The organism is Stenotrophomonas sp. GW821-FHT09E08 (assembly GCF_059416125.1).
Window position 1 is genome coordinate 165,568 of record NZ_JBWKOO010000003.1, and the last position, 24,457, is coordinate 190,024.

Genomic DNA, 24,457 nt, shown 5'->3' on the forward strand with positions numbered 1-24,457 from the left:
GCCTCAACCGCCGAAGGCGGCGCGCATGTTCTCGACGGTCGGGTTCAGGATCACGCCACGTTCGGTCACGATGGCGTCGATCAGCTCCCCCGGGGTTACGTCGAACACCGGGTTCCAGGCGGCGATGCCCTCGGCCACGGTGCGGGTGCCGCCCACGCCGTACAGCTCGCCCGGGTCACGCTGCTCGATCTCGATCTGGCTGCCATCCACGGTCTCCATGTCCACCGTGGAGGACGGGGCCACGACCATGAACTTCACCCCATGGTGGCGGGCGGCGATGGCCAGCTGATAGGTACCGATCTTGTTGGCCGTATCGCCATTGGCGCAGATGCGGTCAGCGCCGACGATCACCCATTGCACCGCGCCGGTCTTCATCAGGTGCGAAGCCGCCGAGTCGGCGATCAGCGTGGCGTCGATGCCATCCTGCTGCAGCTCCCACACGGTCAGGCGCGCGCCCTGCAGCCACGGCCGGGTCTCGCCAGCGAACACGCGGGCGATGCGATGCTGGGCCATGCCGGCGCGGATCACCCCCAGGGCGGTGCCGAAGCCAGCGGTGGCCAGCGAGCCGGTGTTGCAGTGGGTCAGCACACCGCTGCCGGCCTCGATCAGGCCGGCACCGAGTGCGCCCATGTGGCGGTTCGCGGCCAGATCTTCTTCGGCGATCGCTTGCGCTTCAGTCTCCAGCAGCGCCTTCCAGTCGGCACCGGCAGCGCTCAGGCAACGACGCATGCGTGCCAGCGCCCAGGCCAGGTTCACCGCCGTCGGGCGCGAAGCATTGAGCCGCTGCAGCGCTGGTTCCAGCTGCTGCAGGGCATGCACGCCATCAGCTGCATGCACATCCCGCGCAGCCAGCACCACGCCCCAGGCAGCGGCAATGCCGATCGCCGGCGCGCCGCGCACGGTCAGCGCATGGATCGCCGCAGCAACCTCGTCGCTGTCATGGCAGACCACGTGTTCAACCACGAACGGCAGCTTGCGCTGGTCGAGCAGTTGCAGGGCTTCGCCTGTCCACAGGATCGGGCGGATGTGGTCGTAACGGGCGTAGTCGATGTCGGAGGCAGTGTTCATTGGCCCATTGTAGGGCCAGGCCCCACGTGGTTGGAGCCTGCCCGGGCTCAATTCACCGAGAATTCGGCCCGGCAGCCGCCGTCCACCCAGATCCCGTTGCGGCTCCAGCCCCAGGTGCTGCCCTCTTCGCACGGCGTGCTGGACAGCTGCTGGGTGACGACCGCTCCAACGGAAATGCTGGCACCGCAGAAGCGGCGCTTCTTCGACTTCGACTCGCAGGTCAGGCGCCGCGGAACGTCGACGAAACGACCCTCCTCGTCGGCCACTTCGAAATCACCCTGGCAGCCACGCGTGGTCCAGACTTCATTGCGCTTGTAGCCCCAGCCCTGCCCCTCCCGGCACGGAAGCACCGACAACTGGCGCAGCAGGCGCACCGGGGCGCCATCGAGCCGCACCGGGCAACTCTGCGGGCGACCATTGGACTCACAGCGCACCACGCGGCGCACCAGGCGCTTGCCCTGGGTGCTGGCCGGCTCTGCCGCTCCTTGCGCACGGCGTGCACGGAACTCGGCACGGCAGCCAAGAGTGACCCACACACCACTGCGGTCGGTCCCCCACTCACTGCCGCGGATGCAGCTGTTGCTGGACAGCTGGCGAACCAGGTCGATGCCGTTGCTGACATCGATATCGCAGTGCACCCAGGCCATGTCACGCGATTCGCAGGTCACCACTTCGCCGTCATAGCCGGCCTGCTGGGCCAACGCCGACGACGGTGCGAACACCCCCCATATCGCGAGGGAGTACACCGGTGCAGCGACGACCGCGAACCACTTGACCAAAGGCTTCCCCACGAGACTGGATGAACTGCCATGCCAGTGTGAGGCACGTGGGATGATGAGAGCATCATCATGCTTGCTGAATCAAGCGCGAAATCCGTCGATTCCGTTCAGCCTGCAGATTTCAGAAAGACCCGGAAAACTCAGGCGTGGGCAAAATCGTAGGCCAGCACATCGGCGATGCGCGGCGTGCGGTTCATCGCCATCAGCAGGCGGTCGATGCCCACCGCCACGCCGGCACAGGCCGGCATCGACGGCAGCGCTGCCAACAGCGCCTCATCCAGCGCCGGCTGTACCTGCCCACGCTCGTGCCGACGCTGCAGATCATGCTGGAAGCGCGCACGTTGCTCCTGCGCGTCATTCAGTTCGTGATAGCCGTTGGCCAGCTCCACCGCCCCCAGGTACAGCTCGAAACGCTCGGCCAACGGCGGTGTGCCGGGGCGGATGCGCGCGAGCGCGGCCTGGCTGGCCGGCCAGTCATGGACCACGGTCATGACCGCGTCATCGAAGTGCGGTTGGATGTGGTGGGTCATCAGCAGGTCCAGCCAGTCATCGCGGGTCAACCCGACCGGATCGATATGCACGTCGCCCAGTGCGGCACGCAGCGCGGCTTCGTCGGCATCGAACGGATCCACGCCTACATGCTGCTGGAACAGCTCGCGATAGCTCATCACGCGCAAGCGGGCACTGCGCCCGACCAGCGCCAACGCCTGCCCGACCAGCTCGGCGGTTTCCTGCACCAGCCGATGGTGGTCCCAGCCGACCCGGTACCACTCCAGCATGGTGAATTCAGGATTGTGGCGACCACCCGCTTCGCCATTGCGGAATACGCGGCCCAGTTCATAGCAGTCGCCGACGCCTGCAGCGAGCAGGCGCTTGAGCGGATACTCCGGCGAGGTCCGCAACCAGCGGCGGCGGCCACCGGCATCGACATGCCCGGTGAAATCGGTGTGGAAGCTGTCGATGTTCGGCTCGGTGTTGCCGGCCACCGACAGGATCGGGGTTTCCACTTCCAGCACATCGCGCTCGGCGAAGAAGCGGCGCAGCAGCGCGTTCAGCGCGGCGCGCTGCTGCAGCGCCCGCAGCAGGGCCTCGCTCACAGGATGCCCTCCGGGCGCGGATGGTCCAGCGGCAGGGTCAGCAGGTCACGGGTGTCGTCGATGTAGCCGCTGGCCAGGTACAGGCGTCGGGCCAGTTCGTTGTGGTGGTTCACTTCCAGGCGCAGGCGGCTGACGCCACGACCGCGTGCGCGCTGTTCGCAGATCGCCAGGGCCTGTTTGCCGCGACCACGACCGCGCGCGCGATGGCTCAGGTACAGCTCGTCCAGCAGCATGAAGTGACCGCCCTGCTCCAGGCTGAAACCTATCGCGATCACCGCATAGCCGACCACCTCGCCGGCTTCGTCCAGCCACAGCAGTACTTCACCGTTGCGCGGGTCGGCCAGCAGTGCATCCACACCGCGACGCACGCGGGCGTCGTCGAAGTCGATCTTGTCTTCGGCGTAGAACTCGCGCATCAACGCGATCAACAGTTCCTCATCGGCACGGGTGGCCAGGCGGAAATCCAGCGGGGCGGTCTGCATCGGTGTTCCTTTGTATTTCATGCCGGCCGCAGGAGCGCCCGGCGGAGGCTTCATTCGTGCTCGGCGAGATAGGCCAGCAGGCGGTCTTCGTCCCACACCGGCACGCCCAGCAACTGCGCCTTGTCCAGCTTGGAGCCGGCCTCGGTGCCGGCCACCACGAAGCTGGTCTTCTTCGACACACTGCCGGAGACCTTCGCACCCAGTGCCTCCAGGCGCTCCTTGGCGGCATCGCGGGTGAGCTGGGCCAGGGTGCCGGTCAGCACCACGGTCTGTCCATCCAGCGGGCCGGCGACGATCTCCGCAAGCGCGGGGGCCTTGGCCAGGATCTGCCGCATCGCTTTCTCAGCGGCCAGCAGCATCGCGCCGTGGCCCTCGGTATCGAGCCACTCGGCCAGGCCACGCGCAGTATCGTCGGGCAGGCCTGCATTGACGAACTGACCATGCTCGGCGTCGAGCACTGCCTGCGCGCCGGGCAGCGCAGCGACCAGTTTTTCCGCACGAAGGCGGGTGATGCCGGGAATCTCCGATTCCACCATCAACTGCGCCAGGTCCAGGCCCTCACGCAGCTTGGCGCTGGGGGCGTGTGCATCGCTGATGCGCACCTGGCCGACCTGCAACAGATCATCGATGGCCTGCTGGTTGCCTTGCTGCTCGAAGAAATGACCGAGCGAGCGGGCTACTTCGCCACCGATGTCCGGCACGCGCTTGAACAGCGGCCACGGCAGATGGCGGATCAACTCCAGATCGCCAAACCACTGCGCCAGCGCCTTGGCCGTGCTTTCGCCGACGTGTTCGATGCCCAGTGCGAACAGCAGCCGCTCGAGCGTGGCCGCACGGCTGGCGTCAATCGCCGCGATCAGGTTGTCAGCCCACTTGGTGGCGATCTTCTTCGTGTTCCATTCAAAGCTGGCCGGCTGCACCAGTGCCTGCGCGCGCCAGCCTGGATCGTTGCCGTCCAGCTTGAGCACGGCATTGAGCACCGCGCCGCTGCCTTCGGCAGGCAGATGCAGCTTCAGTGCGGCAGCCAGTGCCGAAGGATCTTCGGCATCCAGCACCAGTTTCAGGTGCAGCAGCTGGTCACGGCTGAGCCGGTACAGGTCGGCCACGCTCTTGACGATGCCGGCGTCAACCAGGGTCTCGATGTATTTGTCGCCCAAGCCGTCGATATCCATCGCGCGGCGCGAGGCGAAGTGCGCGATGGCTTCCTTGCGCTGCGCCGGGCAGGACAGCTCGCCCGAACAACGCCACGCCGCCGCTCCCTCCTCGCGCACGATCTCCGAGCCACACACCGGGCACTGCGTCGGCATCTGCCACGGCGTGGTGTCCTGCGGACGACGGTCGAGGATGACGCTGACCACTTCCGGAATCACGTCACCCGCACGTCGCACGATCACGCTGTCGCCGACGCGCACATCGAGGCGCGCGATCTGGTCGGCGTTGTGCAGGGTGGCGTTGGAGACGATTACACCGGCCACGGCCACTGGCGCCAGGCGCGCGACCGGCGTGGCGGCACCGGTGCGGCCGATCTGGATCTCGATCGCTTCCACGGTGGTGCTCTGTTCCTGCGCCGGGAACTTGTGTGCGATGGCCCAGCGCGGTGCGCGCGAAACGAAGCCCATCGCCTGCTGCCCGGCGCGGTCGTCCAGCTTGTAGACCACGCCGTCGATATCGAACGGCAGGCCATCACGGCGCTCGCCGATGTCACGGTAGTAGCCAAGCAGGCCATCGGTGCCATCCACCACCTTGCACAGCGCACTGACCGGGAAGGCCCAGCTGCCGAGCTGTGCCAGCGTGCCCGAATGGGTATCGGGAAGCTCGCCACCCTGCACCTCGCCGGTGCCGTAGGCGAAGAAACTCAGCTTGCGCTGCGCGCTGATCTTCGGGTCGAGCTGGCGCAGCGAGCCGGCTGCAGCATTGCGCGGATTGGCCAGCACCTTGCCACCCTGCAGGCGCGCACGCTCGTTGTATGCCTCGAAGTCGGCGCGGGCCATGTAGACCTCGCCGCGTACTTCCAGCACATCCGGCCAGTCCTTGCCGTGCAGGCGCTTGGGGATATCGCCGATCTCGCGCAGGTTGGCCGTCACGTCTTCGCCAGTGCTGCCATCACCGCGGGTCGCGCCCAGTACGAAATGCCCCTCTTCGTAGCGCAGGCTGATTGCCAGGCCGTCCATCTTCGGCTCTGCCGAGAACTGCAGGCTGCGGCGGCCCAGGCGCTCATCGATGCGACGCACGAAATCGGCCACTTCCTCATCGCTGAAAGCATTGGACAACGACAACATCGGCACCGCATGGCGCACCTCGGCGAAACGGCCCGAGGGACGCGCTCCTACCTGCTGGGTAGGGCTGTCGGCACGGGCCAGTTCCGGATGCTCGCGCTCCAGCGCTTCCAGCTCGCGCACCATCCGGTCATAGTCGACGTCGGGGATCTCCGGCGCATCCAGCTCGTGGTAGGCGCGGTTGGCCTGGGCGATCTGCCGGCGAAGGTCTTCGGCGCGTTCGGCGGGGCTGGGGCTCATCGGGATCCGGTGGTTCTGGGATGGCCGGGAATTCTACCGCGCCCGGGCGTCAGGCCCTGTAACACCACCGCCTTTGTTGCGTCGAGCTTGCTCGACTGACGCTCCCCCGCTCTGGCAGATACCAACCACTCCCCCGCTCTGGTAGGTGCCAACCATTCCCCGCTCCGCATTCCCCGCTCTGGTAGGTGCCAACCTTGGTTGGCACATCTGTAGTCGAGCACGGCTCGACTCTACAAAAAGCAGCTTGCCGCCCGCCCCCACCAGCGCTAGCGTGCAGCAGCCAACCTTCGGAACCCCGCCCGTGACCCTGCCTGCCTCCCGTCGCCGCTTCCTGCAACTGGCCGGTGCCGGCCTTGCCGTGGCCGGCAGCAGCCTGCCCCGCCTGGCCCAGGCCCAGCCTGCTGCGGCCGCAACGCCGACTCCCAGCGAGGGCGCGGTAATGCTGAACTTCAATGAGTGCCCGTACGGCCCCTCACCCGCTGCCCAGCAGGCGGCACGCGAGAGCATCGCAATCTGCGGCCGCTACCGCTTCGAGCTGGCGGGCCAGGTGCGCGACGCTTTCATCGGGCAGGCCGGCATCCCGGCCGATCATGTGCGCCTCTACCCCGGCTCCAGCGAACCGCTGAATCGTGCGGCCACGCTGTGGACCGGCCCGCAGGCAGGACTGGTAGTTGCCGACCCGACCTTCGAAACGCTGGGCGAAGTGGCCGCCGCACACGGCGCGCACGTGCAGAAGGTGCCGCTGCGCGATGACGGCGCGCACGACCTGCGTGCGATGGTTGCTGCCGCACATGCGCGCCCGACCGGGCTGCTGTACGTGTGCAATCCGAACAACCCCACCGGCTCGATCAGCCCACCGGTCGAGCTCGCCTGGCTGCTGGCCAACAAGCCTGTGGCCACCCGTGTACTGGTCGACGAGGCCTATCTGCAGTACAGCGAGCAGCCCAGCCTGATCGGCCAGGTGGCCCAGCGCGATGACCTGATCGTGCTGCGCACGTTTTCCAAGCTGTACGGCATGGCCGGTCTGCGCCTTGGCGTGGCCGCTGCACATCCGGACCGGCTGCGTGAACTGGCCAGCCTCGGCGACAACCCGCTACCGGTACCGGCACTGGCGGCGGCGCTATCCAGTCTGCGGGATCCGCAGCTGATCCCGCAGCGGCGCCTGCAGAATGCCAAGGCACGCCAGGCCACCGTCGCGTGGCTCGGCAAGCGCGGTTTCAACTGCGTGCCTTCGGAGGCGAACTGCTTCGTGGTCGACGTCCAGCGTGACGGCGGCGCGTTCGCCAAGGCAATGGCGGAGAACGGCGTGGTGATCGGTCGCAGCTGGCCGATCTGGCCGCAGCGCGTGCGGGTGACCGTGGGCACCGAAGAAGAGATGGCGGCGTTCCGCAAGGCGTTCGCGAAGGTGGCCGGCGTACCGGCGTAACCCCATCCGCGTGGATGCCGGCCGCTGGTCGGGGTGGGTGCCGACCGTTGGTCGGCACACCGGAAAAAACGCTTTTACCAGCGCGGGGTCTTGGTCAGCGGCGGTGCCTGGTGCTGGCGATCATAGGCACGCAGCTCGTCACGGATGTGTGCGATGCGCTGACGACCCAGGGCGTTGCGGCCGTCATCCAGCACCACGCCGTCGAGCAGTTCGGCCATGCGCTGCACGGTCGGCAGCATCTTCTCCCAGGCATCCAGCGCGGTCAGCGGTGCCGGCAGGGTCAGGAAGAAGGCGATGGCCGGAGTTTCCATGGCGCGGATGTTGGCCATGTCGAAGCTGCCCGGATTGATGACGCTGGCCATCGAGAAGATCGGTCCGCGCTCGGGATAGCCCTCCACCAGGCGGTGGAACACGTTCATATGGCCGAAGACCAGGCCGGTCTTCTCGGCGGCCACTACGATGTCCTCGCCGCGCAGCTGCTCGCCGGCGCGGGCCGCCACCAGCAGCGAAACGATCTTGTCGAAATCCTGGGTGGCGCGCTTGCCGAGGTCGCTGGCTGCGCCCAGGTCGGTATCGGGGAGACCGAGTTCGGCCTGCTCGCCTTCCCCGCCCATGCCCGGTTCAATGCGGCCATCGGCCACGGGGATCCCGTCATCGCCCAGCACCGGCTCGCGGCGTTCACCGCTGGTCGGTTCCGCGCCTTCCACGCGGCGCCCCTGGGGCTTCTTTTTCGGACGGCCAAACAGGAAGATCGCTGCGATCAACAGCAGGCCGGCGGCCAGGATGCCGATGCGCAACAGTGCCGTGTCGGACATTCGATAGGTTCTCCGGCTAGTTCATTCAGGTAACTAGGATGGCACGTCAGGCCGCGCCCGCCAATCGTGCGGCTTCTTCCAGGTCCACGCTGACCAGGCGGCTGACGCCCGGCTCGCGCATGGTCACGCCCGACAGCTGGTGCGCAGCCTCCATCGTCGCCTTGTTGTGGCTGACGAACAGGAACTGCACCTTCTCGCTCATTTCCTTGACCATGTTGGCCAGGCGGCCGACGTTGGCCTCGTCCAGCGGCGCGTCCACCTCGTCCAGCAGGCAGAACGGCGCGGGGTTCAGCTGGAAGATGGCAAACACCAGCGCTACCGCGGTCATCGCCTTCTCGCCACCGGACAACAGCGAGATGCTGGACACGCGCTTGCCCGGCGGGCGCGCCATGATGGTCACGCCGGTGTCGAGCAGGTCTTCACCGGTCAGTTCCAGGTAGGCATGGCCGCCACCGAACAGGCGCGGGTACAGGGCCTGCACGCCGGCATTGACGCGGTCGAAGGTGTCCTTGAAGCGGCCGCGGGTCTCGCGATCGATCTTGCGGATGGCATCTTCCAGGGTCTCCAGAGCGGTGGTCAGGTCAACATGCTGCGCGTCCAGGTACTCCGATCGCTGCGAGGCCTCGCCGTACTCGTGGATGGCAGCCAGGTTGACCGGCTCCAGCCGACGCATGCGGCCGTCGATCTGGTGCACGGCCTGCTCCCAGTCGCCCAGGCGGGCTTCTTCGGGCAACGCGTTGAGCACATCCTGCATCACGAAACCGGCCTTCTCCACCGCAGCCTGCAGCGTGTCGGCACTGAGCACCAGCGCCTGCTGGTCCAGCTTGCGCTGGGAAATACGCTCGCGCTGGGCCAGTGCCTGTTCGTCGCGCTGGTGGCGGGTCTGCTCGTAATTGCGCAGTTCGGCATCAATGCCGTCCAGCAGCGTACGCGCCTCGGTCAGCACACGGTCGGCACGCACGCGCTCTTCCAGCGCGTTCTGGTGCTCGGCCTGCAGCGATTCGACCGGCGAATCGCCCTCATCGAGCTGCGAGTGCAGTTCGCCCAGGCGTGAATCCAGCTGGCCACGTTGGGTGCTCATGCGCTCCAGCGCCTGGCTCAACGAGGCGAGTTGTGCACGCTGCGATTCCAGGGTCAGGGCCAGTGAATGCGAACGCTCGCGCACCGCACGTGCGGCTTCACGGGCCAGGTCACGCGCGTCGGTCAGCTGGCGTCGTTCGCCTTCCAAACCTTGCCGGGTCGATTCCAGATCGCCCATGCTGCTGACCGCGTTTTCCAACCGCGAACGCGCCTCGCGCACCTGTTCGTTGTTGGCATCCAGCGTTTCCAGCAGCTGCTTCAGCTCGCCTTCGATACGATCGATGCGCGTGCGCGCGGCTTCCACCTTGCCCTGCTGGCCCTGCAGCTGGCCGGCCAGCTCGGACACCGCACGGTGCGCCTGGTACAGCGCCCGCTGCGCGTCTTCGCGCTGCTGTTCGGCGGCCAGCAGCTGCTCGCGGAAGCCGGACAACTGTTCTTCCAGCTCAGCCTCGCGTTCCTGCAGCGCCTCGATCTGTTCACGCAGCTCGTTGATCTCGCGTTCGCGCAGCAGCGCGCCCTGCTGGGCCGCGCCAGAGCGCGCGACGCGCAGCCAGCCCTGGCCCAGGCGCTCGCCGCCCTGGGTGATGATCGAATCGCCTTCGGGCAGGCGGGCCTGCAACGTTTTCGCTTCGGCCAGATCGCTTGCAGCGTGCAGATGGGCCAGCAGGCGACGGATCGCCGCCGGGCCACGTACACGAGCGGCCAGCGAGGTAGGGGCAACCTTCAGATCTGCGTCGCCGCTTGCAACCAGCGCGATACGGCCATCGCCTAGCTCACCCAGTGCATCGACCAGGCTGGACGGATCGTCCACCAGCACGCCTTCGATCAACTGGCCAAGCGCGCTTTCCACCGCATTTTCCCAGCCGGCATCAACGTCCAGGCGTTCGCCGACACGCGCCGCCGAATCCAGCCCACGCGCCTTCAGCCACGCCACGGCAGCGCCCTGCTCCTGGCCCAGCGCGGCCTGCTGCAGGGTCTCCAGCGAGGCCAGCCGGCCACGCAGGCCGTTGGCCTGCTTGCGCAGTTCGGCCAGTTCGTTCTGGCCATTCCGCTGCTGCTCCTGCACCGCCGCCACGCCCTGCTTACGCAGCTCGACGTCTTCACTCAACTCGTCCAGCGCGGTCTTCTGCGTGTCGTGCTGCAGGTGCAGCTGTTCGAATGCTTCTTCCAGCGCGTCCACGTCCAGCCCCGCGCGTTCGGCCGCCAGCGCCTCGCGACGACGGTCGGCATCGAGGACCTGCTTGTCCAGGTAGTCCACGCGGGTACGCTCGACATCGCCGGCACGCGAGGCTTCGGAGCTCTGCGAGGTGTGCTGCTCCCAGCGTTGCTGCCAGTGAGCCAGGCGCTCTTCCGCTTCGCGCAGACTCTCCTGCTTGATCTCATTCTCTTCCTGCAGCGCTTCCAGCTGCGGGGTCGCGGCGTCCACCGCCTCGCGCAGCACCATCAGCTTGGCCTCGTCGCCACTGATGTGCTGGCCGAGCTCGGACAGGGCCTGGCGGGTTTCATCACGCGCCTTGTGCAGACGCTGCGACAATTCGCGCTGATGCTGGATCTGCTGTTCGACACGGGCCAGCGTGCTTCCGACCTGATAGACCGCGGCCTGCGCGGTATTCAGCGCATCGGCGGCCTCTTCACGGCGCACCCGCGAGGTCTCGATGCGGGCCTCGGCGTCGCGCTGGTCGGCAATCAGCTGCTGCAGTTTGGTCTCTTCCTGCGACAGGCCTTCGCGCAGTTTGGACAAGCGTCCATCCAGGCCACGGAACTCCAATGCCTTCCACTCGGCATCCTTGACCCGGCGCTCTTCCTGCAGAGCCTGGTACTGCTCAGCCTGCCTGGCCTGGCGCTTGAGGTGCTCCAGCTGCTTGCCGATCTCGTCGCGCAGGTCACCCAGCCGGTCCAGGTTCTCGCGGGTGTGGCGGATGCGGGTCTCGGTCTCCTTGCGGCGCTCCTTGTACTTGGAGATGCCGGCGGCCTCTTCCAGGTACACGCGCAGGTCTTCCGGGCGCGCCTCGATGATCTGGCTGATCATGCCCTGCTCGATGATCGAGTAGCTGCGCGGGCCCAGGCCGGTGCCGAGGAACAGATCGGTGATGTCGCGGCGGCGGCACTTGGTGCCGTTGAGGTAATAGTTGCTGGTGCCGTCGCGGCTGACCGTACGCTTGACCGAGATCTCGTTGAACGAGGCGTATTCGCCGGAGATCGTGTGGTCGGAGTTGTCGAAGATCAGCTCGACGGTGGCCTGCGAGACCGGCTTGCGGGCATTGGAACCGGAAAAGATCACGTCGGTCAGCGAGTCGCCGCGCAGGCGGCTGGCCGAACTCTCGCCCATGACCCAGCGCACGGCGTCGATGATGTTCGACTTGCCGCAGCCATTGGGCCCTACCACGCCGGTCATGTTGGTCGGCAGGTGCAGGGTGGTCGGATCGACGAACGACTTGAAGCCGGACAGCTTGATCGTGGAAAGACGCATAGGGTTTCCGGACTGGGGCCGGCGAGCGGCCTGCGTTTACCCTCCAAGTCATTGATCCGATTGGGATCGCTGGCCGTGGAACGGATGTGACGCCCTGAGTATACCGATGTGGCCGTGTTCTACGAATGGGCGTGGAACATTGCCCGGCCGGGGGCACCGGCCGAGCATCGTCCGGCGCCACGGATCGGACCTCCGCACAAAACAAAACGGGCACCCTCGCGGGCGCCCGTTCTGCGGTGATACCAGGCCTTGCGGCGTGGGATCAGGCCTTTTCGGCTTCGACCACAACCTTGACGGTGGTTTCAACGTCAGCGTGCAGGTGCACCAGGACGTCGTACTCACCGATGTTGCGGAAGGCGCCTTCGCCCAGGATGACTTCGCTCTTGCTGACCGGCAGGCCGGCAGCGGTGAAGGCATCGGCGATTTCGCGGGCGCCGACCGAGCCGTACAGCTTGCCTTCGGTCGAAGCGTTGGCGGCGATGGTGACGCTCGCGCCTTCCAGCTTGGCCTTGCGGGCTTCAGCGTCGGCGTGGATCGACTGGGCCTTGGCTTCGTACTCGGCACGCTTGGCTTCGAACTCGGCCTTGTTGCTCTCGGTGGCCGGCACGGCCTTGCCCTGCGGCACGAGGAAGTTACGGCCGTAGCCCGGCTTCACGTCGACCAGGTCGCCCAGGTTGCCGAGGTTGGTGACTTTCTGCAGAAGGATCAGCTGCATGGTATTGCTCCAGATAAGTTATTCGTTAGCGAGGCTGGGCCCCGCAACTAGGGCTGTCCGAATAGCTGGCACAGCGGGGGCGGCACCGGGCCGCCCCGCCGGCATCAGACGTCGTGGTTGTCGGTGTACGGGATCAGGGCCAGGAAGCGAGCGCGCTTGACGGCGGTCGCCAGCTGACGCTGGTACTTCGACTTGGTACCGGTGACGCGGCTCGGCACGATCTTGCCGTTCTCGGTCAGGTACTGGCGCAGGGTGTTGAGATCCTTGTAATCGATCTCCTTGACACCTTCAGCGGTGAACTTGCAGAACTTGCGGCGACGGAAGAACTTGGACATGTCAGTGCTCCTTAGGCGGCCGAAGCGGCGTCGTCGCCGGCATCGTTGTCAGCGGCGGGGGTGGTTTCGCCTTCTTCGTCATCACGACGACGACGCTCACCACGCTCGGGCTTGTCGCCCTTCTCGTCCTTGCTCTTCATGATCAGCGACTGCTCGGTGTCAGCCTCGTCACGCTTGATGACCAGGTTGCGCAGCACGGCGTCGTTGAAGCGGAAGCTTTCGGTCAGCTCGTTCAGCACGACCTGGTCGGCTTCGATGTTCAGCAGCACGTAGTGCGCCTTCACCAGGTTCTGGATCGGGTAAGCCAGCTGGCGGCGGCCCCAGTCTTCCAGACGGTGGATGGTGCCGTTGCCGTTCTCGACCAGCGACTTGTAGCGCTCGATCATGGCCGGGACCTGCTCGCTCTGGTCCGGATGGACCATGAACACGATTTCGTAATGACGACTCATGTTTTTTCTACCTTTCGGATGTGGCCTTGCGGCCGGACAGCCCCCCGCCGTTGATACCGCGGTGGGGCAAGGATTCCCGCCAGGGAGGCAGGAAGCCGCGCATTATGGCGCAGATGGGGTGGCCGGGCAACCGGCGGGTCACAGGGCAACCTGAACCGGGGGGCAGCCTTCATGCCAACCAAGGTTGGCCGCTGCCGGAGCCCGGCACAGTCCACGAATCCGCCTGGATTCACCCCAGGTCGACGTGAAGGCGATGCTGGCCGCATTCCAGGCACTGGAACAGGCAGCCGACCATCATCCCGTCCCGGCTCAGGTGCGCCAGCACCCAGTCGGCGTCGCGCGGGTTGACTTCGGCCACGTCCGGCCGGACCTGGTCGAGGATGGGCAGGAGGTCCTCGCTGCCGGCAAAGCCGAGGAAGGCGCAGGGCCTTTCACAATGGCTCAGCCAGACCGATTGCTGCCAGGACGAGTAGCCCGGGGTGCGCTCGCAGATCTCCAGCAGCAGCTTACGGGCGATGGCTGGCGGCGGGTCGGCTGGATCAGGGGATACCCCTTCAACATCGCTCCAGCCGGTGAATTCACCCTCGTAACTGGCCGCCGCCCTGCCATCGGCAATACACCATGGGCACAGATACTCCGGTCGCAGGCAGGTGTAGAAAGGCCCCCGGTACCGAAGTGTCCGCGCCTGACCGCAGCAGTCACAGACCCCGTCGACCTCTTCGAAGGAGAGGACGTAGGCGTTGGGGTGATAAATGAAAAGCGGTCGTTCCATCCGTGGATCCCTTCCCTGCCGACCAAGGTCGGCATCTACCAGAGCAGGTTCCGCTAGCGGCGGACGCCAGAACCGGCCGTCAGGCCTTGTCGGCGTCGGTGGTGAAGCTTTCGCCGCAGCCACACTCGGCGGTGGCGTTGGGGTTGCTGAACGTGAACGTTTCGCTCAGGCCGTGCTTGCCGAAGTCGATCACGGTGCCGTCCACCAGCGCCAGGCTCTTGGCATCGACGTAGATCTTCACGCCGTCCTGGTCGAACACGGTATCGCCCTCGCGCTCGTCGCGGGCCAGGTCGGTGATGTGACCCCAGCCCGAGCAGCCGGTCTTGGTCACGCCGAAACGCAGGCCCAGCGCGCCGGGGGTCTGGGCGACAAAGCGCTGCACGCGCTCGAAGGCAATGGGGGTCAGGCTGACGGCCATGGGGCTACTCCAGAGGTACGGGGACATTATAAGGAGCCGTTGCCACGAAAAATGCCTCGCAAGCAGAACGCTGCAACCGGTAAACTCCCGTGTTCACAGATCGAGTCGATCAGCAGAGGATTCAAGTCATGACGGTGGTCAGCGTTGAACATGCGCTTGCCGGGAAGATCCCGGAAGGCGGCGAAGTCACGGTACGCGGATGGGTGCGCACGGTGCGCGGTTCAGCGAATCTGGCTTTCGTGAATGTGAGCGACGGCTCCTGCTTCGCCCCGATCCAGGTCGTGGCCGGCGACAGCCTGGCCAACTTCGATGAGATCAAGCGCCTGACCAGCGGCTGCTCGGTCATCGCCACCGGCACCCTGGTGAAGTCGCAGGGCAAGGGCCAGTCGTTCGAGATCCAGGCCAACGCACTGGAAGTGGTCGGCTGGGTCGAAGACCCGCTCACCTACCCGATCCAGCCCAAGCCGATGTCGCCGGAGTTCCTGCGCGAAGTGGCACACCTGCGCCCGCGCACCAACCTGTTCGGCGCGGTCACCCGCATCCGCAACTGCCTGGCCCAGGCCGTGCACCGTTTCTTCCACGAGAACGGCTTCAACTGGATCAGCACCCCGATCATCACCACCTCCGACGCCGAAGGCGCCGGCCAGATGTTCCGCGTGTCCACCCTGGACATGGTGAACCTGCCGCGTGACGAGAAGGGCGCCATCGATTTCAGCCGCGACTTCTTCGGCAAGGAAACCTTCCTGACCGTGTCCGGCCAGCTGAACGTCGAGGCCTACTGCCTGGCGCTGAGCAAGGTCTACACCTTCGGCCCGACCTTCCGTGCCGAGAACAGCCACACCACCCGCCATCTGGCGGAGTTCTGGATGATCGAGCCGGAAATCGCCTTCGCCGACCTGGCCGAAGACGCGCGCCTGGCCGAAGAATTCCTGAAGTACCTTTTCCGCGCTGTGCTCAACGAGCGCAGCGACGACCTGGCCTTCATCGCCGAGCGCGTGGACAAGAACGCGATCACCAAGCTGGAAGACTTCATCAATGCGCCGTTCGAGCGCATCGACTACACCGATGCGGTCAGCCTGCTGCAGAAGTCCGGCAAGAAGTTCGACTTCCCGGTTGAATGGGGCCTGGACCTGCAGACCGAGCACGAGCGCTGGCTGACCGAGGAACATGTCGGCCGCCCAGTGGTGGTGACCAACTATCCGGAGCACATCAAGGCCTTCTACATGCGCCTGAACGACGACGGCAAGACCGTTGCCGCGATGGACGTGCTGGCCCCGGGCATCGGCGAGATCATCGGCGGCAGCCAGCGCGAGGAGCGCCTGGACGTGCTGGACGCGCGCATGGCCCAGTTCGGCCTGGACCGTGAGCACTACAGCTGGTACCGCGACTTCCGCCGCTATGGTTCGGTGCCGCACGCCGGCTTCGGCCTCGGCTTCGAGCGCCTGGTGGTGTATGTCTGCGGTCTGTCCAACATCCGCGATGCGATCCCTTACCCGCGCGCCCCGGGCAGCGCGGACTTCTAAGCCCTACTCGACCACGGAGGTACTGCTCCCATGACCCTGTTCTTCGCCCTCTGTTTCGTCGGCGTTGCAGTGGCCGGGTTCAGTGCCTTCGTGATCTTCTGGCCGCTGACCCTGGTGCACGTGCGTGAACGCCATCCGGCGCTGGCCGAGCGCTTCGGCAGCGGCGCCTTCCTCAAGCCCGATGCCCTGGCCTGGCTGCTGCGCCGTGATTATCTCCAGCAGCCTGACCGCTCGCTGTCCGGGCTGGCGACGCCGGCCTGGGTATCGCTGCTGACTCTGCTGGCCGGACTGGGCATGGCTGCCCTGCTCTGGCTGGCCTCGCTCTGGTAACACATCCATGAATGACATATCCGCTTCGCGCGACAGCTGGTGGCTGGCCAGCCTCGGCAACACCCTGATCTGGGCGCGCCTGCGCGTTCGCCCGGCCGGCACTGCCGAGGTTCTCGACAGCGACGGCAACACGCTGAGCTATGACAGCGAAGACACCGCCCGTTCGCAGCTGTTCGACGCCGAGTTCGTCGAATTTGACGGCCTGGATGAGGAGGACGCGCTGCTGCGCGGTTTCAGCCTGCACGAAGTGCAGCCACCGCAGGCCGACAGCGATGAAGGCCTGCGCGGCCGCATGATCCAGTCGCTGGGCGGGCGCGCCTGACCCTTGCATGTTCACCCCACGCGCATTCGCCGAGACTGACCTGCTCTGGCTGGACCGCCTGCTGGCGCGAGATCCATTCGTCACCGTGCTCACCCCCGGCAGCGATGGCCTGCCGGAGCTGACCCGGATACCGGTGCTGTACCGGCGTGACGGCGAGCGCATCGAGCTGCGCGGTCACTGGGCCCGCGCCAATCCGCAGTCGCGCCATGCCGGCGCGGCCAAGGTCCTGATCGACGGCCCGCATGGCTATGTCTCGGCCAGCTGGTATCCGGACAAGGAGCCTGCTGCGCGGGTACCCACCTGGAACTACGCCGCTGCCGAGCTGCGCGGCCAGCTGCAGACCTTCGACGATACTGATGCGCTGGCCGACCTGGTCGGTGCGATCAGCGACCGCTTCGAAGCCAGTGTCGGCCAGGCCTGGCAGTTCGATGCCACGCGTGCCGAACACGGCCCGGAGCTGCGTGCCATCGTCGGCTTCCGTTTCCAGGTCGAGCAGGTGCAGCTAAAGCTCAAGCTGAGCCAGAACCATCCCGATGCCAACCAGCGCGCAGTGATCGCCGAACTGGAACAGCTGGGCACCCCCTCTTCCACCGAGTTGGCGCAGTGGATGCGCTGGCACCGCGAACAGGCCGCCCGCAACGACTGAACGCCGCAGATTTCCGCGACGACGCAGCCGGATGGCTGCGGCGCGCCCCCACCCGACGCCAGGGACCCGAACATGAAAGACATCCACAAGCTGCTGCAGAACAACCGCGACTGGGCGGACCGGATCGAGAAGGAAGATCCGGAGTTCTTCCACCAGCTGGCCAAGCAGCAGCATCCGGAATACCTGTGGATCGGCTGTTCCGACTCGCGCGTGCCGGCCAACCAGATCATCGGCATGGCACCGGGCGAGGTGTTCGTGCACCGCAATGTCGCCAACGTGGTCGCGCACACCGACCTGAACTGCCTGAGCGTGGTGCAGTACGCAGTGGACCAGCTGAAGGTGAAGCACATCCTGATCGTCGGCCACTACGGCTGCGGCGGCGTGCACGCCTGCCTGCACAATACCCGTGTCGGCCTGGCCGACAACTGGCTGCGCCACGTCGGTGACGTGATGCAGAAGCACACCGGCATCCTCGATGCGATCGAGACCGACGAGCTCAAGCACGCCCGCCTGTGCGAACTGAACGTGATCGAGCAGGTGGCCAACCTGTGCCGCTCGACCATCGTGCAGGACGCCTGGGCCCGCGGCCAGAAGCTGATGGTGCACGGCTGGGTCTACAGCCTGAAGGACGGGCGCGTGCGCGAGATGGGCATCGACGTCGGTTCGCAGGAAGAACTGCAGCCGGCCTACGAAAAGGCCCTGTCCTACGTCCCGCGCAAGGGCAAGCGCGACTGATCCCTTACGGATGACCACCATGCTCGCTTCGCCGATCAACCTGCACGCCTGGATCGAAGAACACCGCCACCTGCTGAAGCCGCCAGTGGGCAACAAGATGATCGACAACGGCGACTTCATCGTGATGGTGGTCGGCGGGCCGAACTCGCGTACCGACTTCCACTACGACGAAGGCCCGGAGTGGTTCTACCAGCTCGAAGGCGAGATGGTGCTGAAGGTGCAGGAAGACGGCGCGGTGCGCGACATTCCGATCCGTGCCGGCGAGATCTTCCTGCTGCCGGCGAAGGTTCCGCACTCGCCGCGGCGCCCGCCCGGTGGTATCGGCCTGGTGGTCGAGCGCAAACGCCTTCCGCATGAGATGGACGGCGTGATCTGGCATTGCGAACGCTGCAACCACAAGCTGCACGAAGAGTACTTTCCGCTGCAGAACATCGAAACCGACCTGCCCAAGGTGTTCGCGCGTTACCACGCCAGCCTGGAGCTGCGCACCTGCAGTGCGTGCGGGCACGTGGACCCGCTGCCGGCGCCGGCGGCAGGCTGAGCCATCGAACGGTAGTTGCCCACCTTGGTGGGCGCTTGCTTGTACGTGCGCCAACCAAGGTTGGCGGCTACCGGATCATGCGGTGCTGGTGTTGGGCTGGCCGCTACCGGGCCATGCCCCAGGCGCTACACTGGCGGTCCCGTTGCAGCCTGTTGCCCGACCATGTCCGACCTGCTCAGCCGCACCCACGCCATCGCCCTGGACGCCGGCGATCCGCTGCGCCCGCTGCGCAGTGAATTCCTGATTCCGCGCCATGGTGGCGGTGAGCAGACCTACTTCGTAGGCAACTCGCTGGGCCTTCAGCCGCGCGGCGCACAGGCGGCCGTACAGGAAGTGATGAAGCAGTGGGGCGAGCTGGCGGTGGAAGGCCACTTCACCGGCCCGACGCAGTGGCTGTCCTACCACCGCCTGGTGAGCGCGCAGCTGGCCCGCGTGGTCGGTGCGCTGCCCAGCGAAGTGGTGGCGATGAACACGCTGAGCGTGAACCTGCACCTGATGATGGTCAGTTTCTACCGACCCACGGCCGAGCGCCCGGTGATCCTGATGGAGGCGGGTGCATTCCCGACCGACCGCCATGCGGTGGAGGCGCAGATCCGCTTCCATGGCTTCGACCCCGCCGAGTGCCTGGTGGAAGTACAGCCGGACGAGGCCAACGGCACGATCTCACTGGCGGCGATCGAACGTGCCATCGCCGAACACGGCCCGCGCCTGGCGCTGGTGCTGTGGCCGGGCGTGCAATACCGCACCGGTCAGGCCTTCGACCTCGATGCGATCACCCGTGCCGCGCGCCTGCAGGGCGCGCGCATCGGCTTCGACCTGGCGCACTCGGTCGGCAACCTGCCGCTGCGCCTGCACGACGTGGCGCCGGACTTTGCCGTGTGGTGCCACTACAAGTACCTCAACAGCGGCCCGGGCGCGGTGGCCGGCGCCTTCGTGCACGAGCGCCACCATCGCGACACCAGCCTGCCGCGCTTTGCCGGCTGGTGGGGCCATGAAGAGTCCACCCGCTTCCAGATGGCACCGCAGTTCACCCCGGCCATCGGTGCCGAAGGCTGGCAGCTGAGCAATCCGCCGATCCTCGGCCTGGCGCCGCTTCGTGCCTCGTTGGAGCTGTTCGAGCGTGCCGGCATGGAATCGCTGCGCAGCAAGTCGCTGGCGCTGACCGGCATGCTCGAAGCGCTGGTGCGCGCGCGCCTGCCTCAGGTGCTGGACATCATCACCCCGGCCGACCCGCAACGCCGCGGCTGCCAGCTGTCGCTGCGTGTGATCGGTGGCCGCGAACGTGGCCGCGCACTGTTCGAACACCTGCGCGGCATCGGCGTGCTCGGCGACTGGCGTGAGCCCGACGTGATCCGCATTTCGCCCACCCCGCTCTACAACCGCTACCTGGACGTGCACCACTTCGTCGAGGAAGTGGAAGCCTGGGCCGGCCTCTAAGCCGGCCCCTCCCCTACTGCTGGACAGTTCGTTGATCGCACACGCTTCCCGCTCGTTGAGCATTATCGGTGCCGGCCTCGCCGGGTCCCTGCTGGCCATCCTGCTGTCACGCCAGGGCTGGCGCATCACCCTGTACGAACGCCGCGGCGATCCACGCGTGGCCGACTACGAGAGTGGCCGCTCGATCAACCTGGCGTTGGCCGAGCGTGGGCGCAACGCACTGCGTCAGGCAGGCGTGGAAGACGAGGTGATGGCGCGCGCGGTGATGATGCGCGGACGCATGGTGCACCCGCGCGAGGGCGAACCGCAGCTGCAGCGCTACGGCCGCGACGACAGCGAAGTGATCTGGTCGATCCACCGCAGCGACCTGAACACCACGCTGCTGGAACTGGCCGAACAGGCCGGCGCCACCGTGCACTTCCATCGCCGCCTGCACACCGTCGATTTTGATGCCGGCTACGCGCGTTTCATCGATGACCGCGACGACAGCCCGCACGACATCCGCTTCGACACCCTGATCGGCGCCGACGGTGCCGGCTCGGCGCTGCGCGCGGCGATGAACCGCCGTGCGCCGCTGGGCGAGGACATTGCCTTCCTCGACCACTCCTACAAGGAGCTGGAGATTCCGCCGGCCGCCGATGGCAGCTTCCGCATCGAGCGCAACGCACTACACATCTGGCCGCGCGGCCACTACATGTGCATCGCCCTGCCCAACCACGAAGGCACCTTCACCGTCACCCTGTTCCTGCCCAACCAGGGCGACCCCAGCTTTGCCACGGTCAACACCGGCGCACAGGCCGAGGCGCTGTTCGCGCGCGAGTTCGCCGACACCCTGCCGTTGATCACGAACCTGCGCGCGGACTGGGAGCAGCACCCGCCGGGCCTGCTTGGCACGCTCACGCTGGAGCGCTGGCATCAGCAGGGCCGTGCCGTACTGATCGGCGACGCCGCACATGCGATGGTGCCGTTCCACGGCCAGGGCATGAACTGCGCGTTCGAGGACTGTGTTGCGCTGGCCCGTCACCTGATGGAGGCCGATGATCTGGAAGCTGCGTTCGCCGCGTTCGAAGCCGAACGCAAGCCGAATGCACGTGCCATCCAGCAGATGGCGCTGGAGAACTACCTGGAGATGCGCGACCGCGTGGCCGACCCTGCATTCCTGCTGCAGCGCGAACTGGAACAGGAGCTGCAGCGCCGCTGGCCGACCCGCTTCGTGCCGCACTACACCATGGTCACCTTCCTGCACACGCCCTACGCCGAGGCCCTGCACCGCACCGAACTGCAGCGCGGGATGCTGGTGGCGGCCACCGCAGGTCACGATTCACTGGACAACATCGACTGGGCGACACTGGAAGCGCAGATCCATGCGCAGCTCCCGGTCCTGGAGGGCGCACACTGATGGCCGACAGCTTCCTGTTCTACGACCTGGAAACCTTCGGCCAGGACCCGCGGCGTACGCGCATCTCGCAGTACGCTGCAATCCGCACCGACGCCGACCTCAACGAGATCGATACCCCGATCAGCTTCTTCGTGCGCCCGGCCGATGACCTGCTGCCCTCGCCAATGGCCACGCTGGTGACCGGCATTACTCCGCAGCAGGCACTGGCCGAAGGCATCAGCGAAGCCGAAGCCTTCGACCGCATCAATGAACAGCTGTCGCGGCCGGGCACCTGCGCACTGGGCTACAACACGCTGCGCTTCGATGATGAGTTCGTCCGCTACGGGCTGTTCCGCAACTTCCACGACCCGTACGAACGCGAGTGGCGCAACGGCAATTCGCGCTGGGACCTGCTGGACATGCTGCGGCTGATGCGCGCGATGCGCCCGGATGGCATCCAATGGCCGCTGCGCGAGGATGGCGCCACCTCGTTCAAGCTCGAGCACCTGGCCGAGGCCAACAACGTGCGCGAAGGCGATGCGCACGAAGCACTTTCAGACGTGCGCGCCACCATCGGCATGGCCCGCCTGTTCAAGCAGTCGCAGCCGCGCCTGTGGGACTACGCCCTGAAGCTGCGCGACAAGCGCTTCGTCGGCAGCCTGCTGGACGTGGCCGCGATGAAGCCGGTGCTGCACATTTCCATGCGCTACCCGGCCAGCCGCCTGTGCGCGGCACCGGTGCTGCCGCTGTCGATGCATCCCACCATCAACAACCGGGTGATCGTGTTCGACCTGGAGGGTGACATCGACGACCTGCTGGAGCTCCCGGCCGAGGTGATCGCACAGCGCCTGTACATGCGCACCAGCGAGCTACCCGAGGGCGCGACGCGGGTTCCCCTGAAGGAAGTGCAACTGAACAAGGTGCCGGCGCTGATCGCCTGGAACCACCTGCGCGCCGATGACCACGCACGGCTCGGCCTGGACGTGGCCGCGATCGAGGCCAGGGCCGAACGCCTGCGTGCGTTCGCCCCCCAGCTGGCCGAGAAGGCACGACAGGTCTACAACCAGCCGCGCGTGGACAGCGTGGCCGACGTCGATGCCTCGCTGTACGACGGCTTTCTCGGGGCCGGCGACAAGCCACTGCTCGCACTGGCGCGCACCACCGTGCCGGAGCAGCTGGCAGCGCTCGAGGGCCGTTTCCGCGATCCGCGATTGCCGGAGCTGCTGTTCCGCTACCGTGCGCGCAACCATCCCGACAGCCTCGCACCGGGTGAACGCCAGCGCTGGCAGGATTACCGCCGCCAGCGCCTGCTGGGGGATGGCGGCCTGGGCGAACTCAACCTGCCCCAGTACCAGCAGCAGCTCGACGCACTGGCTGCCGAAGCGCCCGACGACGCCCGGCGCCAGGCCCTGCTGCAATCGCTGCGCGACTGGGGCCAGCACCTGCAGGAGACCCTGTGAGCACTTATTTCTCGGACGCCAGCTTCAAGTTCCTGCGCAGCCTGGCGCGGCACAACGACAAGGCGTGGTTCAACGATCATCGCCAGCAGTATGAAGACCACGTGCGGCAGCCGTTCCTGCGCTTGCTGGGCGACCTGCAGCCGGCCCTGACCGAGGTCAGCGAGCACTTCCGCGCCGATACCCGCGGCGTCGGCGGTTCGCTGTTCCGCATCCATCGCGATGCGCGCTTTTCCAACGACAAGTCGCCGTACAAAACCTGGCAGGGTGCACGCCTGTTCCATGAGCGCCGCCGCGAAGTGGCCGCGCCATCGTTCTATGTGCACCTGCAGCCGGGCGAGAGCTTCGTCGGTGCCGGCCTGTGGCATCCGGAGCCGGAAACCCAGCGCCGCGTGCGCCACTTCATCCTCGACAACCCCGGCAGCTGGAAGGCCGCGGCGCATGCACCGGTTCTGCGCAAGCGCTTCGACTTCGAGGAGAGCGAAAAACTGGTGCGGCCGCCGCGCGGCTTCCCGGCCGACTTCGAATTCATCGAAGACCTCAAGCACCGCAACTGGGTGATGTGGCGCTCGCTGGACGACGCCACCATGACCGGCCCGCGACTGCTGTCCACGCTGGGCAAGGATCTGGCCGCGCTCGGCCCGTTCGTCGACTATCTGTGCGCGGCGCTGGACCTGGAATTCTGATGCCGTTGGCACGGCAACGCCGCACGCTGGGCCGCACCGGCCTGGCGGTTTCGCCGGTGGGCCTGGGCTGCTCCGGCTTCTGGGGGCATCGCCGCTTCCCGGAACAGTCAGCCGCGAACGTGGTCGAGCATGCACTGGCACAGGGCGTGAACCTGTTGGATACCGGCCACAACTATTCTGGCTTCCACGCCGAGCCGCGGTTGGGCCGCATCCTGCGCCCGTTGCTGAAGCGATACCCCCGCGAGTCGCTGGTGATCTCCAGCAAGGGCGGCACGCTGACCGGCCAGGCCGGCGTCAGCGGCGCCGAGCAGCGCAATTTCTCGCCGGCAGCCATTACCGCCAGCTGCGAAGCCTCGCTGCGCAACCTCGGCCTGGATTACCTCGATATCTACCAGCTGCACGGTGCCAGCCAGCACGACATCAACGATGACCTGCTGGCCGCACTGCAACGACTTCGCGAACGCGGGCTGATCCGGCACACCGGTATCAATACGCACACGGCCTCGACCCTGCGCTGGATGATCGACCATCCCACGCTGTTCGACGTGGTGCTTCTTGACTACAACGCCCTGCAGCAGGACCGTGAACCCCTCATCGACCAGTTGCAGGCAGCAGGCATCGGCGTGCTGGCCGGTACCGTGCTGGCGCAGGGCCATCTGCTGCCCTCACGGGCCCGCCTGCCGCGCCCGGCCGACGCCTGGTATCTGGCCAGAGCCTGGCTCAAGCCCAGCAGCCGCCAACTGATGCGCAGCGCGCGCCGGATGCGCCACGCCATCGCCGCCATCCGCAGCCAGCACCCCGCCCAGACCGCGTTTGCCTACGCCCTGGGCCATCCCGGGGTGGCCAGCGGCATCCTCGGCACCACCCGCACGCAGAGCCTGGATGAAGTACTGGCAACGCGCCTGGAAGCGCTGACGGCAGCCGAACGCCAACAGTTGGTGGACGCGTTCGGGGACGGCCGCGGCTCGCCCAGTCACTGA

Annotated in this window: 24 protein-coding genes; 12 read left to right on the plus strand and 12 right to left on the minus strand. The window is 66.6% G+C overall.

The features are described from left to right. Positions 1-3: 3 nt before the first annotated feature. The 5 genes from mtnA to ligA form a co-directional block, all read right to left on the minus strand. Complete coding sequence (gene mtnA, locus AC07M7_RS05445) at positions 4-1,068, minus strand: S-methyl-5-thioribose-1-phosphate isomerase (RefSeq protein WP_482997827.1); 1,065 nt, start codon at positions 1,066-1,068, stop codon at positions 4-6. A gap of 47 nt (positions 1,069-1,115) precedes the next feature. Further along, the gene (locus AC07M7_RS05450) at positions 1,116-1,847 is read right to left on the minus strand and encodes a DUF3011 domain-containing protein (protein WP_253079020.1); all 732 of its coding nucleotides are present in this window, start codon (positions 1,845-1,847) and stop codon (positions 1,116-1,118) included. Positions 1,848-1,987: 140 nt separating this feature from the next. After that, positions 1,988-2,944, minus strand: coding sequence for an EF-P lysine aminoacylase EpmA (gene epmA, locus AC07M7_RS05455; protein WP_046986788.1), 957 nt, complete (start codon positions 2,942-2,944; stop codon positions 1,988-1,990). After that, positions 2,941-3,426, minus strand: coding sequence for a GNAT family N-acetyltransferase (locus AC07M7_RS05460; RefSeq protein WP_495206910.1), 486 nt, complete (start codon positions 3,424-3,426; stop codon positions 2,941-2,943). The genes epmA and AC07M7_RS05460 overlap by 4 nt, the downstream gene beginning before the upstream one ends. 50 nt (positions 3,427-3,476) lie before the next feature. Then, positions 3,477-5,942 carry an NAD-dependent DNA ligase LigA gene (ligA, locus tag AC07M7_RS05465; protein ID WP_495206911.1) on the minus strand — a complete coding sequence of 822 codons (2,466 nt, stop codon included), beginning with the start codon at positions 5,940-5,942 and terminating at the stop codon, positions 3,477-3,479. Positions 5,943-6,243: 301 nt separating this feature from the next. Between ligA and AC07M7_RS05470 the strand changes: the two genes are divergently transcribed. After that, on the plus strand, positions 6,244-7,368 hold the full coding sequence (locus tag AC07M7_RS05470; RefSeq protein ID WP_495206912.1) for a pyridoxal phosphate-dependent aminotransferase: 1,125 nt from the start codon (positions 6,244-6,246) through the stop codon (positions 7,366-7,368). A gap of 74 nt (positions 7,369-7,442) precedes the next feature. Here AC07M7_RS05470 and zipA read toward each other — a convergent pair whose 3' ends face one another. The 7 genes from zipA to AC07M7_RS05505 all read right to left on the minus strand — a co-directional run bounded on the left by zipA (position 7,443) and on the right by AC07M7_RS05505 (position 14,422). Further along, entirely contained in the window at positions 7,443-8,183 is a 741-nt protein-coding gene (gene zipA / locus AC07M7_RS05475) for a cell division protein ZipA (RefSeq protein WP_495206913.1), read from the minus strand. A gap of 46 nt (positions 8,184-8,229) precedes the next feature. Beyond that, entirely contained in the window at positions 8,230-11,733 is a 3,504-nt protein-coding gene (smc, locus tag AC07M7_RS05480; protein ID WP_495206914.1) for a chromosome segregation protein SMC, read from the minus strand. A gap of 262 nt (positions 11,734-11,995) precedes the next feature. After that, on the minus strand, positions 11,996-12,448 hold the full coding sequence (gene rplI, locus AC07M7_RS05485; RefSeq protein WP_046982628.1) for a 50S ribosomal protein L9: 453 nt from the start codon (positions 12,446-12,448) through the stop codon (positions 11,996-11,998). A 104-nt stretch (positions 12,449-12,552) separates the two neighbouring features. Next, positions 12,553-12,783, minus strand: a complete 231-nt coding sequence (gene rpsR / locus AC07M7_RS05490) for a 30S ribosomal protein S18 (protein WP_002804494.1) — start codon at positions 12,781-12,783, stop codon at positions 12,553-12,555. Between the two features lie 11 nt (positions 12,784-12,794). After that, the gene (rpsF, locus tag AC07M7_RS05495; protein ID WP_495206915.1) at positions 12,795-13,232 is read right to left on the minus strand and encodes a 30S ribosomal protein S6; all 438 of its coding nucleotides are present in this window, start codon (positions 13,230-13,232) and stop codon (positions 12,795-12,797) included. 229 nt (positions 13,233-13,461) lie between these two features. Then, the gene (locus AC07M7_RS05500; RefSeq protein WP_495206916.1) at positions 13,462-14,004 is read right to left on the minus strand and encodes a CbrC family protein; all 543 of its coding nucleotides are present in this window, start codon (positions 14,002-14,004) and stop codon (positions 13,462-13,464) included. Between the two features lie 79 nt (positions 14,005-14,083). After that, positions 14,084-14,422, minus strand: coding sequence for a HesB/IscA family protein (locus tag AC07M7_RS05505; RefSeq protein WP_006376495.1), 339 nt, complete (start codon positions 14,420-14,422; stop codon positions 14,084-14,086). Positions 14,423-14,550: 128 nt separating this feature from the next. Here AC07M7_RS05505 and asnS point away from each other — a divergent pair, with 128 nt between their 5' ends. The 11 genes from asnS to AC07M7_RS05560 all read left to right on the plus strand — a co-directional run bounded on the left by asnS (position 14,551) and on the right by AC07M7_RS05560 (position 24,457). Next, entirely contained in the window at positions 14,551-15,945 is a 1,395-nt protein-coding gene (asnS, locus tag AC07M7_RS05510) for an asparagine--tRNA ligase (RefSeq protein ID WP_046982630.1), read from the plus strand. 30 nt (positions 15,946-15,975) lie between these two features. Beyond that, positions 15,976-16,275, plus strand: a complete 300-nt coding sequence (locus tag AC07M7_RS05515) for a hypothetical protein (protein WP_495206917.1) — start codon at positions 15,976-15,978, stop codon at positions 16,273-16,275. 7 nt (positions 16,276-16,282) lie between these two features. Continuing rightward, the gene (locus tag AC07M7_RS05520; RefSeq protein ID WP_136638265.1) at positions 16,283-16,597 is read left to right on the plus strand and encodes a hypothetical protein; all 315 of its coding nucleotides are present in this window, start codon (positions 16,283-16,285) and stop codon (positions 16,595-16,597) included. Positions 16,598-16,604: 7 nt separating this feature from the next. Next, entirely contained in the window at positions 16,605-17,243 is a 639-nt protein-coding gene (locus AC07M7_RS05525) for an FMN-binding negative transcriptional regulator (RefSeq protein ID WP_495206918.1), read from the plus strand. A gap of 72 nt (positions 17,244-17,315) precedes the next feature. Then, the gene (gene can / locus AC07M7_RS05530; RefSeq protein ID WP_014037740.1) at positions 17,316-17,978 is read left to right on the plus strand and encodes a carbonate dehydratase; all 663 of its coding nucleotides are present in this window, start codon (positions 17,316-17,318) and stop codon (positions 17,976-17,978) included. Positions 17,979-17,997: 19 nt separating this feature from the next. Next, positions 17,998-18,519 carry a 3-hydroxyanthranilate 3,4-dioxygenase gene (locus tag AC07M7_RS05535; protein WP_046982653.1) on the plus strand — a complete coding sequence of 174 codons (522 nt, stop codon included), beginning with the start codon at positions 17,998-18,000 and terminating at the stop codon, positions 18,517-18,519. A 162-nt stretch (positions 18,520-18,681) separates the two neighbouring features. Further along, entirely contained in the window at positions 18,682-19,956 is a 1,275-nt protein-coding gene (gene kynU, locus AC07M7_RS05540; protein WP_495206919.1) for a kynureninase, read from the plus strand. 31 nt (positions 19,957-19,987) lie between these two features. Continuing rightward, on the plus strand, positions 19,988-21,355 hold the full coding sequence (locus AC07M7_RS05545) for an FAD-dependent oxidoreductase (protein ID WP_046982633.1): 1,368 nt from the start codon (positions 19,988-19,990) through the stop codon (positions 21,353-21,355). Next, on the plus strand, positions 21,355-22,794 hold the full coding sequence (gene sbcB / locus AC07M7_RS05550) for an exodeoxyribonuclease I (RefSeq protein WP_495206920.1): 1,440 nt from the start codon (positions 21,355-21,357) through the stop codon (positions 22,792-22,794). Before AC07M7_RS05545 ends, sbcB begins: the two co-directional genes overlap by 1 nt. After that, positions 22,791-23,477 carry a DUF2461 domain-containing protein gene (locus tag AC07M7_RS05555; RefSeq protein WP_046982635.1) on the plus strand — a complete coding sequence of 229 codons (687 nt, stop codon included), beginning with the start codon at positions 22,791-22,793 and terminating at the stop codon, positions 23,475-23,477. The genes sbcB and AC07M7_RS05555 overlap by 4 nt, the downstream gene beginning before the upstream one ends. Continuing rightward, positions 23,477-24,457 carry an aldo/keto reductase gene (locus tag AC07M7_RS05560; RefSeq protein WP_046982636.1) on the plus strand — a complete coding sequence of 327 codons (981 nt, stop codon included), beginning with the start codon at positions 23,477-23,479 and terminating at the stop codon, positions 24,455-24,457. Before AC07M7_RS05555 ends, AC07M7_RS05560 begins: the two co-directional genes overlap by 1 nt.

Bases quoted from the DNA above. Each gene is read 5' to 3' on its own strand.
- sbcB (WP_495206920.1), top strand. From the start codon at position 21,355: ATGGCCGACAGCTTCCTGTTCTACGACCTGGAAACCTTCGGCCAGGAC.
- AC07M7_RS05500 (WP_495206916.1), bottom strand. From the start codon at position 14,004: ATGGAACGACCGCTTTTCATTTATCACCCCAACGCCTACGTCCTCTCC.
- mtnA (WP_482997827.1), bottom strand. From the start codon at position 1,068: ATGAACACTGCCTCCGACATCGACTACGCCCGTTACGACCACATCCGC.
- AC07M7_RS05505 (WP_006376495.1), bottom strand. From the start codon at position 14,422: ATGGCCGTCAGCCTGACCCCCATTGCCTTCGAGCGCGTGCAGCGCTTT.
- AC07M7_RS05515 (WP_495206917.1), top strand. From the start codon at position 15,976: ATGACCCTGTTCTTCGCCCTCTGTTTCGTCGGCGTTGCAGTGGCCGGG.
- AC07M7_RS05520 (WP_136638265.1), top strand. From the start codon at position 16,283: ATGAATGACATATCCGCTTCGCGCGACAGCTGGTGGCTGGCCAGCCTC.
- AC07M7_RS05535 (WP_046982653.1), top strand. From the start codon at position 17,998: ATGCTCGCTTCGCCGATCAACCTGCACGCCTGGATCGAAGAACACCGC.
- zipA (WP_495206913.1), bottom strand. From the start codon at position 8,183: ATGTCCGACACGGCACTGTTGCGCATCGGCATCCTGGCCGCCGGCCTG.
- AC07M7_RS05460 (WP_495206910.1), bottom strand. From the start codon at position 3,426: ATGCAGACCGCCCCGCTGGATTTCCGCCTGGCCACCCGTGCCGATGAG.
- AC07M7_RS05525 (WP_495206918.1), top strand. From the start codon at position 16,605: ATGTTCACCCCACGCGCATTCGCCGAGACTGACCTGCTCTGGCTGGAC.
- rplI (WP_046982628.1), bottom strand. From the start codon at position 12,448: ATGCAGCTGATCCTTCTGCAGAAAGTCACCAACCTCGGCAACCTGGGC.
- can (WP_014037740.1), top strand. From the start codon at position 17,316: ATGAAAGACATCCACAAGCTGCTGCAGAACAACCGCGACTGGGCGGAC.
- smc (WP_495206914.1), bottom strand. From the start codon at position 11,733: ATGCGTCTTTCCACGATCAAGCTGTCCGGCTTCAAGTCGTTCGTCGAT.
- ligA (WP_495206911.1), bottom strand. From the start codon at position 5,942: ATGAGCCCCAGCCCCGCCGAACGCGCCGAAGACCTTCGCCGGCAGATC.
- rpsR (WP_002804494.1), bottom strand. From the start codon at position 12,783: ATGTCCAAGTTCTTCCGTCGCCGCAAGTTCTGCAAGTTCACCGCTGAA.
- kynU (WP_495206919.1), top strand. From the start codon at position 18,682: ATGTCCGACCTGCTCAGCCGCACCCACGCCATCGCCCTGGACGCCGGC.
- rpsF (WP_495206915.1), bottom strand. From the start codon at position 13,232: ATGAGTCGTCATTACGAAATCGTGTTCATGGTCCATCCGGACCAGAGC.
- asnS (WP_046982630.1), top strand. From the start codon at position 14,551: ATGACGGTGGTCAGCGTTGAACATGCGCTTGCCGGGAAGATCCCGGAA.
- AC07M7_RS05560 (WP_046982636.1), top strand. From the start codon at position 23,477: ATGCCGTTGGCACGGCAACGCCGCACGCTGGGCCGCACCGGCCTGGCG.